Raw genomic sequence first — 13,846 nt, 5'->3', positions numbered from 1 at the left:
CTATTTAATTATTTGAATCGGGATTATTGGCAATTTTTGTTTGTCTAAAACATTACCATTAAAATCAACTGTGAATATTCCTTGTGATTTGAACTGTCCCCCAAGACTAAAACTAGAAACCCCAAGTAAAACCACTTTACTCTCATAATCAATCGCATAGCACTCAACAAAAGGTTGCCATTCTACTTCATCACTTTCAAATTTAGTTATATTATCAAATACATCAATGAACACGCTTTCACCTGTTTTTAAATTATAAATCACGGGATATAAAGAACCTGTTCCTGGAAATGCGCCTGTTCTAGTTCCAAAAAATACATCATCAATAATAATTTGAGGATTCTTATTACTTTTATAACCAGCTTGAAATTGACCACCTTCTCCTGGTATATTTATTTCAAATAGATTAGAAGAATCAACATCATATTGATAGTTAACCCCATCTCTACCAAATAAATAGCAATTTCCATTACGGTCACCTACTAAATTATAAGTATCATCTTTTAAAATTGTTTTAATGTCAATTATTTCTGATTCATTTAAACTCATAACTAGTAAAGATTTTTCCGCCTCAGGATTAAATGAATCCTCATACCAAAGAAAATAAGCATGTTTCCCAACATATAGTGATTCCAATTTTGAATTTGCTGTCGTTTTAAATTTCCCAAGGTTTAATTCTGTTTCTTGATTAGTTCTGACATCAATTATTTTTATTTTGTATTCCGTAGTACCATTAATGGAATCAAAAGAATTAAAGTCCCTATACTGAAAATAGATTCTTTCACGGTAATGCCAATAAGACCATTCGTATGGATTAAAATAAGGTATGTCTATCTTAAAAATTTCATTAGAATTATAACTTTTATAGTGAAAAGTATAATTGTCACGACCAATTGCATTTTCCATAATAGTAATCCCATCTTCATCTGAGTAATAATTTTCGTAATTCGTTAGAGGTAGTCCAAATTCAGAAAATAAATTTATGTAAGAATTAGGGTCGTATTCTTCTCCATTATTTTCATGTTCATATAGTTCTCTACCCTGTGTACCTCCGTTAACACTTAAATCATAAAAATTACCTATAACCCTAAAGCTTGATTTGGCATCTAAATCATTATCTACAAAGTCATCACTACAAGAAATAAACAAAATGGCAAATACTAATAAAGTCAGTTTTTTCATGTCAGAAATTTAGCACTAAAAAAAGAAGTATGAAACACAATAAAACAAACTTTAGACAAAAAGACATTTTACCCTTATAAGCGGTACTATCAATCTGTCAAAATATCACAACTTTCCCGTTGAACATCGTAATTTTCAAGAGTGTTAATTTCTAAAAAACCCTTGTTTTTAATAGATTTGTCGTACTTACATTAGAAAGAATATGAGCGCAACAAAAACATTATTTGACAAAGTGTGGGATTCCCACGTAGTACATAAAATACAAGATGGTCCAGATGTACTGTTCATTGACAGGCACATGGTTCATGAAGTAACAAGTCCTGTTGCTTTTTTAGGCATCAAGAATAGAAATATTCCTGTAATGCATCCTGAGAAAACATTTGCAACAGCTGACCACAATACACCAACAATTAATCAGCATTTACCGGTAGCAGATCCACTATCTGCAAACCAATTAAAAATGCTAGAAGAAAATGCTAATGAGCATGGTATTTCTTATTGGGGTTTAGGTCATGCAAAAAATGGAATTGTACATGTTGTAGGTCCTGAGTATGGTATTACACAACCAGGTGCTACCATAGTATGTGGAGATTCACATACTTCTACTCACGGTGCTTTTGGTGCAATTGCTTTCGGTATTGGTACATCTGAAGTTGAAATGGTATTGGCTACACAATGTATTATGCAGCCTAAGCCAAAGAGAATGCGTATTAATATTAACGGTACAATGAGCAAAGGTGTTACACCTAAAGATGTTGCTTTATTTATCATTTCTCAATTAACCACTTCTGGTGCAACAGGATACTTTGTTGAGTATGCAGGTGAGATCTTTAGAGAGATGAGTATGGAAGGTCGTATGACCGTTTGTAACTTAAGTATAGAAATGGGTGCCCGTGGTGGTATGATCGCTCCTGATGAAAAAACATTTGAATATGTAAAAGATCGTGAGTTTACTCCAAAAGGTGCAGATTGGGATAAAGCAATGGCATATTGGGAAACATTATATACCGATGAAGATGCTATTTTCGATAAAGAATTGACTTTCGATGGTTCGCTTATTGAACCTATGATTACATACGGTACCAACCCTGGTATGGGAATGGGAATATCTAATGACATACCTATGGCAAATGCCGTACAAGGTGGCGCTACTACATATCAGAAATCATTAAAGTATATGGATTTCAATGAAGGCGATAGTATGATGGGCAAGCCTATTGATTTTGTTTTCTTAGGAAGTTGTACAAATGGTCGTATTGAAGATTTTAGAGCTTTTGCCTCTATCGTAAAAGGAAGAAAGAAAGCTGATAATGTTACGGCATGGTTAGTTCCTGGATCACATAAGGTTGAATCAGCTATTAAAGAAGAAGGAATCCTTGATATTTTAACCGAATCTGGATTCCAGCTTCGTGAGCCTGGTTGTTCTGCTTGTTTAGCGATGAACGATGATAAGGTGCCTGCTGGTAAATTAGCGGTAAGTACATCAAACAGAAACTTCGAAGGAAGACAAGGACCTGGATCAAGAACGTTATTAGCCAGTCCGTTAGTTGCTGCTGCAGCTGCCGTTACCGGTAAAGTAACCGACCCAAGAGAATTAATGGTAGAACTTGTGTAACAAGTTTGCCTTTCGCTATTAGCCGCTGGCTTTTAGCACAGTAACAATTATAATAATACAAGCTAATGGCTAAACGCCAAAAGCAAAAAGCAAAAAGCTATAAAAAATGGCATACGATAAATTCGACATATTAACATCAACTGCAGTTCCCTTACCAATAGAGAATGTAGATACAGATCAAATAATACCTGCACGATTTTTAAAGGCTACCGAACGTGTTGGTTTTGGTGACAACTTATTTAGAGATTGGCGTTACAACCAAGACAATACTTTGAAAGAAGATTTTGTATTGAACCAAGATAAATTCAGCGGGAAAATTTTAGTTGGTGGTAAAAACTTTGGTTCAGGATCATCTCGTGAGCATGCTGCATGGGCAGTTTATGATTACGGATTTAGATGTGTAGTTTCAAGTTTCTTTGCAGATATCTTTAGAGGTAACTGTTTGAACATCGGCGTATTACCAGTACAAGTAAGTGCCGATTTTTTACAAAAAATCTTTGACGCTACCGAAGCTGACCCAACTACAGAGTTAGAGGTTAATCTACAAGAGCAAAAAATTACTTTACTACCAACAGGTGAAAGTGAATCTTTTGATATTAATGATTATAAGAAAAACAACATGCTTAACGGCTTTGATGATATTGATTACTTATTAAATATCAAAAAAGATATTGAGACATTCGCAGAAAACACTCCGTTATAAACTCATACATCAAAACAGTACAAAGCATTTACGTTAACTAACCCAATGCCATTTTTGAATTGAAAAAGGGCATTTACAACACATGAAAAAAAGAAAGTTAGAAATAATGGATACCACCCTGAGGGATGGTGAACAAACTTCGGGCGTATCCTTTTCTGCATCAGAAAAACTGACCTTGGCAAAACTACTTTTAGAAGAACTAAAAGTAGACCGAATTGAAATTGCATCTGCTCGCGTTTCTGATGGAGAGCTAGAAGCTGTTCAAAAGATTACGGAATGGGCTCAAGAAAAGGGTTATTTAGAACGTGTAGAAGTACTAACTTTTGTAGATGGAGGCATTTCATTAGATTGGATGCAGAAATCTGGAGCTATTTCTCAAAACTTACTTACCAAAGGTTCAATGAACCATTTAAAGTATCAGTTAAAGAAAACTCCAGAGCAACATTTTTCTGAAATTGCCGAAATTTTTAAACAAGCCACAGAAAGGGGTATTATCAATAATATCTATTTAGAGGATTGGAGTAACGGCATGCGAAATTCAAAAGAATATGTTTTTGAGTTTTTAGAATTTCTTTCTACCCAAAACGTAAAACGAATTTTATTGCCAGATACTTTAGGTATTTTGACACATACGGAAACCTATGCATACCTTTCTGAAATCATACAGAAATTCCCGAATTTACACTTCGATTTTCATGGCCATAATGATTACGATCTAGGAGTTGCCAATATTATGGAAGCTGTAAAAGCCGGTTGCCACGGTTTACACCTTACCGTAAACGGTATGGGCGAAAGAGCCGGTAACGCACCAATGGCTAGCGCCGTAGCTGTTATCAACGACTTTTTGCCTGAGGTTGAAATTAATGTAAACGAGACTTCTTTATATAAGGTAAGTAAGTTGGTTTCTGCCTTTACAGGTTTTACCATACCAGCCAACAAACCTATTGTAGGAGATAATGTATTTACCCAAACCGCCGGTATACATGCCGATGGTGACAGTAAAAACAATTTATATTTCAGTGACCTTATGCCAGAACGTTTTGGAAGAAAACGTAAATATGCATTAGGTAAAATGTCTGGTAAAGCCAACATACAAAAAAACCTGCAAGAACTTGGATTAACCTTGAACAACGAAGAATTAAAAAAAGTTACTGCTAGAATTATAGAATTAGGAGATAAAAAGGAACGCGTTACAAAAGATGACCTGCCTTTTATTATTTCCGATGTTTTAGATACTGCAGATTATAAGCAGAAAGTATTTATAAAATCGTACGTATTAACCCATGCAAAAGGATTAATGCCTTCCACTACGCTATCCGTTGAAATAGACGGAAAAGTGATTGAGGCACATGCACAAGGAGACGGGCAGTATGATGCTTTTATGAACGCTCTTAAAAAAGTGTACGTCGGAAAGAAAATTCCATTACCAAAATTAACCGATTACGCAGTAAGAATACCACCAGGTAGTACTTCTGATGCATTATGCGAAACTGTTATTACTTGGGAATTGGACGGAAAAGAATTCACCTCAAGAGGGCTGGATTCTGACCAAACGGTAAGTGCTATAAAGGCAACGGAGAAGATGTTGAATATTATATAGACGTTATGCGCTGTTCGCTAAATGCTAAATGCTAAATGCTCAATATATAGCTAGATTTCGAAAGCGTATAATAAACGAGATAAAATAAAGAATAAATTAAACAGATTGCTTCGTTCCTCGCAATGACGAAAACGAGCAACATACAAACAAGTAAAATGAAATTAAATATTGCCTTATTGGCCGGTGATGGTATCGGACCTGAAGTAATTGACCAAGCAGTAAAAGTATGTGATGCCGTAGCTAAGAAATACGATCATAATATTATTTGGAAACCAGCTTTAACTGGTGCTGCAGCCATTGATGCTGTTGGAGAACCTTACCCAGATGAAACACATGAGATTTGTGCAAATGCCGATGCAGTTCTTTTCGGTGCTATAGGTCACCCTCGTTTTGATAATGATCCATCAGCAAAAGTTCGTCCAGAGCAGGGATTGTTAAAAATGAGACAAAAACTAGGTTTGTTTGCTAACGTAAGACCAACCTTTACGTTTCCTTCTCTAATCGACAAATCTCCATTAAAAAAAGACCGTATTGAAGGTACAGATTTAATTATTTTAAGAGAGTTGACCGGAGGAATCTATTTTGGTGAGCGTGGAAGAAAAGATGACGGTAATACTGCATTTGATACCATGACCTACCAACGTTTTGAAATCGAAAGATTAGCTAAAAAAGGTTTTGAATTCGCTATGAAACGTTCAAAAAAATTATGTTGTGTTGATAAAGCTAATGTTTTAGAATCTTCTAGACTATGGAGAGAAACGGTACAAGCTATGGAAAAAGATTATCCTGAGGTTGAAGTTTCTTATGAGTTTATCGATGCCGTTGCAATGCGATTAATTCAATGGCCAAAAGGTTATGATGTAATCATTACAGCAAACTTATTCGGTGATATTTTAACCGATGAAGCTTCCGTAATTGCAGGTTCTATGGGGCTTATGCCTTCTTCTTCTGTTGGTAGCAAAGTATCTTTATATGAGCCTATTCACGGTTCTTACCCGCAAGCAGCTGGTAAAGACATCGCTAACCCTTTAGCTACTGTACTTTCTGCAGTCATGCTTTTTGAAGACATGAACATGACAGAAGAAGCTGAAGAAATTAGACGTGTAGTGAACAAATCTTTAGCTGAAGGTTATGTTACCGAAGATCTTGCCGATGGTGGTAAAAGCTATAAAACAAGTGAAGTTGGTGATTGGTTAGCTAACAACATTTAAAGAATAATTATTTAAAAATAAAAAATCCCTTTAATCTTCGATTAAAGGGATTTTTTATATCTAGTAGTTTGAGTATACTCTATATACTCGTAGCTATTGCAACTTCTTGTTCATAAATACTTTTTATAATCGATCTTAAATCAGGAATTACGGTTTTAACCAATTTGGATGGTCCGTTGATTAATACACAAATGCCTAAATCAGAATCAGGAAAAAGAGCAATTTCATTTCTATAATTGTTTACACTACCGCCATGGTGCCAAATAGTTTCCTCAGGGGCATTCTCATTCTCTTTTACAGTATGTATTCTCCAGCCAAATCCGTAACCAGAACTTACATGTCCAGGCCATTTTTGATAATACTTGCGATGACCATTTAATTCTACAAAAGGTTTAAATACTTGAGCCATATCATCTTTAGACATCACATCAGGATTATGACCTAGTAAAAACCGCATCCACTTTGCCATATCTGTAGAATTAGCATTAATTCCACCGGCAGCAATAGCATTATAGTAGTTATCTCTTGGTAAAACAGTTTTAAAACTATGCCCTCTTCTTACATGAGGTAAAGCAATATTATCTGTATTCATCAATGTTTTATGATCCATAGAAACAGAATTCATACCTAAAGGTTTAAAAAATTTATCCGTTAATAGGGTTTGAATATCTTTTCCCGTTGCTTTTAACATCACTTCTTGTGAAATAGAAAACATAGCGTTTTGATAGCTATATTGAGCACCAGGTTCGGCTATTGGATTTATTCTATTGAATTTTTCGCTTATCGAAGACATCGTATATCCAGCCTCTACCAAATCTGTATAACTATGATACGGAGTACCTGTAGTATGAGATAGTAAATGGGCCAATTCTATTTTTTGTGTATTCTGTTGATTACCAAAATGAAAATTAGGTAAATAATCAGCCACTTTATCATCAAAGTTTAATTTACCTTCACTATTTAAATTGGCAGCTAAAACTCCTGTAAATCCTTTTGAAATAGAACCTAATCTAAATAAGGTTTCTCCATCAACGGTTTCTTTACTGTTGAAGCTTCGTTTACCATATCCATCAGAAAGAATAACAGAATCTCCACTAACAATACTTACACCTGCACCAACGATATCGCCAGAGGTTATAGCTTTATTGAAGTAATCTGTCAAAGCTTCGTTCAATGCTTTTTGACGTATATTATAAAGTTTGATTTCCCTTTTCTCTGCAAGAGTTTTAATGGGGTTCGGATTAGAAATAATCGCTTTAGAATGTTCTGGCTTAAATGAAGAGGCCGTAAGAACAAAAAGTAAAAGAACCATAATTATGGCTCCAAAAAATAGTTTGGTACTTGACACAGCATTGTAGGTTTTGGTACTTTATTAACGGGATAAAGTGAATAAAATTACCGACGAACTACGTAAAATTAAAAATTTAACATCCAAGTCAACTAATTATTAAACATAAGAATAGAAAGACAATATGTGTCAGCCCAAATATTTAAGCAATAAAAAAAGGAACTTGTCCCAAGTTCCTTTTTGCAAATAATTAAATCAACATCTTAACAGCTCATCGCCATTTTTCGATATTTAATTTCTTTTCTTTTTCTAATTACTAAAATAGCTACAGCTATGGCAACACCTGATAATGCAAGTGCAGCACCAACTAAACTAGAATAGATAATACCATACCCAAATGCAATTGGCAATCCGGCTAGATAAGCACCAGAAGCATTACCCATGTTAAAGGCACTTTGGTTCATTGAAGAACCCAACATTTCAGAACCTTTAGATGTATTGATTATCGCCATCTGAATAGGTGTTGCAACGGTAAAGGATATGGCTCCTATCACAAAGGTCAATATCATTAATAAATACGGATTGGTTGCTATAAACATATTCAAAACTAAAATACCACACATTACGGACAAACTAATTATTACCGCTTTCAAAGGCGAAAATAGCTCTGCCATCTTAGCACCTAAAAAGTTACCTACCACCATACCTAAACCAGCCAACATCATTGCATAGCCAACAAAATGATTTGGCAAACCAGCAACGTCTGTAATTAATGGGGCTACGTAACTGTACCAAGCAAAAAATCCGCCTGTACCTATTGTAGTCAATGCAATCAATGCCCATAATTCAGTATTCTTTAGACCTTGGGTAACGGTAACCTTCTCTTCAGTTTGCTCTACTTCAATTTTAGGCATCCACAGGTAAATACTTCCTAATGCTAGCAAGCCAACAAAACCAACTAGGTAAAAGGAAACACTCCAGCTGAATTGTTGTCCTAAATATGTACCAATGGGAACACCTATTACATTTGCAACGGTAAGACCAGAAAACATAATGGAAATTGCTTGTGCACCTTTACCTTTTTTAGCCAACTTTGTAGCAACTACCGCACCAATACCAAAGAATGCACCGTGAGGTATACCAGATAAAAATCTTAAGAACAACAAACTACTATACCCTGTTGCCAAACCAGAAAAAGTATTAAATACCGTAAACCAAATCATTAACAAGAACAACATTTTCTTAGGACTTAATTTAGAACCTAATCCAGTTAACAATGGTGCACCTACTACAACACCCAATGCATACGCTGCAATAAAATGTCCTGCTTGAGGAATGGTTATTCCCAAAGACCCGGAAACTTCTGTTAAAATTCCCATGATAACAAACTCGGTAAGTCCTATCCCAAAACCTCCTATAGCTAAAGCAAATAATGCTTTTTTATTTGATTTTAAATTTTCCATACTTCAAATTTTAATTCTTTCTACATCAATCTATTTAACCCACGCAATCAAAAAGGCAAAGTTAGAACGCATATGTCGTTAACAACTCACATTAATTACCATATTTCTGTGAAAAATTAACCTCCTTAGATTTCCCTTCATAGTGAATTCCACCAATTCAGTAGAGAAAATCTGCAATTGAGAAAACCAATTTATTGAAACCTTCAAGAACGATTCATATTTGTGGCATCAATCAAAATATAATCAACAATGAAGACGCTTTTATTTTTATTACTTACACTTTTATGTTTCAAATTACACGCACAATCCACTATATCAGGTAAAGTAATCGACCAACAAGGAACGCCTATAATGGGAGCAAATGTTTATTTGAGCGGCACTTATGATGGTACTGCTACCAATGATAATGGGCTATTCACCTTCGAAACAACCACAACTGGAACGCAAACATTGATTGCTTCATCAATTTCATTTGAAACCTATTCAAAATCATCCGATATAAATAACTTCAAGAATGTTACCATCAAACTAAAAGATGACGTAAATACCTTGGATGCCGTAACCGTAAATGCCGGAACGTTCAAAGCTGGCGACAATGCCAAGGTGACCGCCTTAAAACCGCTAGATATTGTAACCACAGCAGGAGCGCTAGGAGATTTTATAGGAGCTTTACAAACATTACCAGGAACTTCTAATGTCGCCGAAGACGGAAGGTTGTTTGTTAGAGGTGGCGATGCAGATGAAACTCAAATCTTTGTAGACGGTATGCGAGTTTTTACACCCTACTCCCCTTCTGCAAACAACATACCTACAAGAGGTAGATTGTCTCCCTTTTTATTCAAAGGAATAACTTTTTCTACGGGTGGGTATTCTGCAGAATATGGACAAGCCTTATCTAGTGTTTTACTTTTAAATAGCATAAGTGAACCACAAGAAGAAAAAACGGAAATTTCTATAATGACCGTTGGACTTGGATTAGGTAATACTCAAAAATGGAAAAAAAGTTCGCTTAGTTTAAATACCTCCTACATTAATTTAGCTCCTTATCAAAAACTCTATCCTGATAATAATGAATGGCACAAGCCGGTAGAATCTTTAGGTGGTGAAGCGGTATATAGATATAAATTCAATAACGACGGACTTCTAAAAGTATATGGTGCCTACAGCGCTGTTGACTTTGACTTAACACAAGAAGACATCAATGAAGTTAATGGTGTTAGATTTGGGTTGAACAATAACAACCATTATCTAAATACTTCTTATCAAGATTTTATGGAAAAGGATTGGAGTATTTCAACAGGAATAAGCTTTGCTAGCGATCAAACGAAAATAAAGTTAGACACAGCAGATATTACGGACACCGAAAATTCTGCCCATTTTAAATTAGCACTAAAGAAATACTTTTCCAGTAGATACAAATTAAACTTTGGTGCTGAATATTTTATAACCGACTTCAAAGAAGATTACATTGCGAATACTATTGAAAATGAATACAAGTTTAACAACAACCTTTTAGGCGGCTTTGCCGAAGCAGATATTTTCTTCTCAAAAAATCTAGCGACAAAAGTGGGTCTTAGAGGTGAATATTCACAATTATTAAAAGAATTTAATCTATCTCCGAGACTCTCTCTAGCCTATAAAGCTGGGCAAAATGCACAATTTTCTCTAGCATACGGAGAGTTCTTTCAAAATCCTAAGAATGAATATTTAAAATTCAACACTGATTTTAGCGCAGAAAAGACTACCCATTATATAGCCAACTATCAATATGTAAAAAACAAACAGATTTTTAGAGCCGAGGCGTATTACAAAGACTATGGTAGTTTAGTAAAGTACGATACCGATTTCACTTTACCCACATCAATTTATGACAATACCGGTAATGGTTTTGCAAAAGGATTGGACATTTTCTGGAGAGACAACAAAACATTAAAAAATACAGAATATTGGATGTCTTATTCTTATTTAGATACGAAAAGAAATTATCAAAATTACCCAACCCAAGCTACACCAGATTTTGCCAGCAAGCATAATGCATCATTAGTGGTAAAACGATGGGTTGAAGATTGGAAAAGTCAGATCGGATTCAGCTACAACTATGCATCCGGTCGTAGTTATACAGACCCAAACACAGGCCGTTTTTTAACGGAAAAAGCCAAAAGTTTCAACTCACTAAACTTCAACTACGCCTATTTGATAAGTCCGCAGAAAATATTGTACTTATCCGTTAGTAATGTACTGGGTACAAAAAACAAAAATGGTTACCAATATACGGATCAGCCAAATACTGATGGTATATTCGACCGAAGAACAATTACACCCGCCGCAGACCGCTTCTTTTTCATTGGTTTCTTCTGGACAATCAGTAAAAATAAAAATGACAACCAGCTAGACAACCTTTAATACTTACAACTCAATACCCATAACCTACAACTGGGTCATCTATTTTATTAATAACATTTAAATAGAAAGATATTTGAAAACAATAAATAACATATAAAAATTATACCATGAGAACCTTACTATTAGTCATCACCTTTATTTTCACAATGAACATTACCGCACAAACGTCTTACGAAAAAGGTATGAACAAAGCTTTTGCTTTATGGGACCAACAAAAGAATACCGAAGCATCTCAACTTTTTGAAAGAATTTCAGCTGCAGAAACCGATAATTGGTTGCCACCATATTATGCAGGTTTAATTGAAATTGTAAGTAGCTTTGGGCTAAAGGATGAAACGGTATTGACCACAAAACTCACAAGGGCTAAAGAATTTTTAGATACAGCATCGGCAATTTCAGAAAACAATCCAGAAATCATGATATCCTATGCGCTCTTAAATACAGCATATATAGCTTTTGACGGTGCTAAGTATGGTATGACCTTGTCTGGAGAGAATGCAGCAATTTATCAAAAAGCTTTAAGTATTGCACCAAACAATCCAAGAGTGGTCTTAAGCAAAACCGAATGGGACATGGGCGCAGCTAAGTTCTTTGGCAAATCAACAGTTCCATTTTGTAAAGATATTGAACGTGCCATCACATTATTTGAAGCAGAAGAACAAACCATACCTTACTACCCATATTCTGGTTTAGAAAGAGCAAAAGCCATTTCCACAGAATGCAAAAAAGAAACCTCTCCTAAAAATTAGAAGAGGTTTTCCTTAAAATAAATCAATTAAGGTAACTTATAAGATATAGTCTGTACTTACAAAATTGGACAGTTTAGCCTCTAATAAATTTTCAATAATATCGGTATTTAATTCGTTATCCTTAAATGCAACGAATGTTCTTATTGAAAATGAGCGTAAGGCATCATGCACACTTAAAGTTGCCTGGGCAGAGTCTTTTCTTCCGGTAAACGGATAAACATCTGGTCCCCTTTGGCAAGAGCTGTTTAAGTTAACACGACATACCAAGTTCACCAAGGTATCTATCAGCGGAGAAAGTGCATACACATCTTTACCGAACAAGCTTACTTGTTGACCATAATTACTTTCTGCCATGTCATCTAAAGGTTCTTCAATATCCGTAAAAGGTACGATAGGAATAATAGGGCCAAATTGCTCTTCTTGATATACACGCATTTCTTTGGTCACAGGATATAGCACCGCTGGCCAAATGTAATTATCAAAATGTTGACCGCCTTTTTTATTAATGATCTTAGCACCTTTAGAAAGCGCATCATCAATAAGTCCTTGTATGTAAGCTGCTTTATCAGGTTCAGGTAAGGGAGTAAGTTTGACACCATCTTCCCAAGGATTTCCAAACTTTAGCTCGTCTACTTTCTTTGCAAAGTTTTTATTGAAATCTGCCCTGATATCTTCATGAACATAAACCACTTTTAAAGCGGTACAACGCTGCCCATTAAAAGACAATGTACCGGCCAAACATTCATTAATGGTTAGGTCCAAATCAGCGTCAGGTAATATAATAGCAGGATTTTTTGCTTCTAACCCAAGAACTAATCGCAATCTATTGCTTTTTGGATGCTGATCTTGTAAAGCATTGGCAGATTTACTATTACCAATTAATGCTAACACATCTACCTTACCGGTTTGCATAATTGGTGCGGCAACAGTTCTACCACGACCAAATAATACATTTACCACCCCTTTAGGAAAACTTGTTTGAAAAGCCTCTAAAAGTGGAGTAATCAATAAAACACCATGTTTTGCAGGTTTAAAGATGGTGGTGTTCCCCATTATAATTGCAGGAATTAGCAATGCAAATGTTTCGTTAAGCGGATAGTTATATGGTCCTAAACATAAAACAACCCCTAAAGGACCTCTTTTTATATGGGCATAGACACCATCATGTTTTGTAAATTTAGCTGCATCTCTATCTAACTGCTTATAATCTTCAATGGTATCTTCAATATATTCAACTGTACGGTCAAATTCTTTCTGAGAATCTGGTAATGACTTTCCTATTTCCCACATTAATAATTTAACTACCTCTTCTCTTTTAGTCTTCATTTTTTTAACGAAAACCTCCATACATTCAATACGATCTTTAACGTGCATGGTTGGCCACACTCCTTGCCCCTTATCATATGCTTTTAACGCACCATCTAAGGCATCTAATGCTTCTGCCTCTTGCAAATCTGGAATACTACCAAGTAAAGTTGGCTTATATTCTTTTGTCGAAGAAATAGTAGAATATACTGCTGTAGTTTCACCTTTCCACTCCTTCAATTCTCCGTTGACCAAATACTTTTTTTGATCTATAGTTGATGTAATCTGAAATTCTTCTGGAATTTTAATATCACTCATTTCTTTTTA

Annotated in this window: 10 protein-coding genes; 6 read left to right on the top strand and 4 right to left on the bottom strand. The window is 35.2% G+C overall.

The annotated features are described in order from the left end of the window. Entirely contained in the window at window positions 1–1,182 is a 1,182-nt protein-coding gene (locus DFQ03_RS14250) for a hypothetical protein (RefSeq protein WP_133673840.1), read from the bottom strand. Between the two features lie 202 nt (window positions 1,183–1,384). Between DFQ03_RS14250 and leuC the strand changes: the two genes are divergently transcribed. The 4 genes from leuC to leuB all read left to right on the top strand — a co-directional run bounded on the left by leuC (window position 1,385) and on the right by leuB (window position 6,311). Continuing rightward, window positions 1,385–2,797, top strand: coding sequence for a 3-isopropylmalate dehydratase large subunit (gene leuC / locus DFQ03_RS14245; protein WP_133673839.1), 1,413 nt, complete (start codon window positions 1,385–1,387; stop codon window positions 2,795–2,797). Between the two features lie 106 nt (window positions 2,798–2,903). Continuing rightward, window positions 2,904–3,500 (top strand): 3-isopropylmalate dehydratase small subunit, encoded by a 597-nt coding sequence (leuD, locus tag DFQ03_RS14240; RefSeq protein ID WP_133673838.1) that lies wholly within the window; start codon window positions 2,904–2,906, stop codon window positions 3,498–3,500. 82 nt (window positions 3,501–3,582) lie between these two features. Next, window positions 3,583–5,100: an alpha-isopropylmalate synthase regulatory domain-containing protein gene (locus DFQ03_RS14235; protein WP_133673837.1), complete on the top strand. Its 1,518-nt coding sequence runs from the start codon at window positions 3,583–3,585 to the stop codon at window positions 5,098–5,100. A gap of 155 nt (window positions 5,101–5,255) precedes the next feature. Next, a complete protein-coding gene (gene leuB / locus DFQ03_RS14230; protein ID WP_133673836.1) occupies window positions 5,256–6,311 on the top strand; it encodes a 3-isopropylmalate dehydrogenase in 1,056 nt (351 codons plus the stop codon). Window positions 6,312–6,390: 79 nt separating this feature from the next. On the opposite strand, the gene DFQ03_RS14225 is transcribed toward leuB, so the two are convergent. Together DFQ03_RS14225 and DFQ03_RS14220 are read right to left on the bottom strand one after the other, a co-directional pair. Further along, window positions 6,391–7,659 (bottom strand): serine hydrolase domain-containing protein, encoded by a 1,269-nt coding sequence (locus DFQ03_RS14225; RefSeq protein WP_243834511.1) that lies wholly within the window; start codon window positions 7,657–7,659, stop codon window positions 6,391–6,393. 203 nt (window positions 7,660–7,862) lie between these two features. Then, complete coding sequence (locus DFQ03_RS14220) at window positions 7,863–9,062, bottom strand: MFS transporter (RefSeq protein ID WP_133673835.1); 1,200 nt, start codon at window positions 9,060–9,062, stop codon at window positions 7,863–7,865. Between the two features lie 249 nt (window positions 9,063–9,311). Here DFQ03_RS14220 and DFQ03_RS14215 point away from each other — a divergent pair, with 249 nt between their 5' ends. Both DFQ03_RS14215 and DFQ03_RS14210 read left to right on the top strand, forming a co-directional pair. Beyond that, window positions 9,312–11,465, top strand: a complete 2,154-nt coding sequence (locus DFQ03_RS14215) for a TonB-dependent receptor (protein WP_133673834.1) — start codon at window positions 9,312–9,314, stop codon at window positions 11,463–11,465. Window positions 11,466–11,572: 107 nt separating this feature from the next. Continuing rightward, window positions 11,573–12,214 (top strand): tetratricopeptide repeat protein, encoded by a 642-nt coding sequence (locus tag DFQ03_RS14210; RefSeq protein ID WP_099191981.1) that lies wholly within the window; start codon window positions 11,573–11,575, stop codon window positions 12,212–12,214. A gap of 36 nt (window positions 12,215–12,250) precedes the next feature. Here the strand turns inward: DFQ03_RS14210 and DFQ03_RS14205 are convergent, their stop codons facing one another. Continuing rightward, a complete protein-coding gene (locus tag DFQ03_RS14205) occupies window positions 12,251–13,837 on the bottom strand; it encodes an NADP-dependent glyceraldehyde-3-phosphate dehydrogenase (RefSeq protein ID WP_133673833.1) in 1,587 nt (528 codons plus the stop codon). Window positions 13,838–13,846 lie beyond the last annotated feature (9 nt).

The sequence above is a fragment of the Maribacter caenipelagi genome (assembly GCF_004364175.1).
In the GTDB taxonomy this organism is placed as follows: domain Bacteria; phylum Bacteroidota; class Bacteroidia; order Flavobacteriales; family Flavobacteriaceae; genus Maribacter; species Maribacter caenipelagi.
Note: the sequence above shows the minus strand (reverse complement) of the source record. Positions and strands in the feature narration are given on the sequence as shown.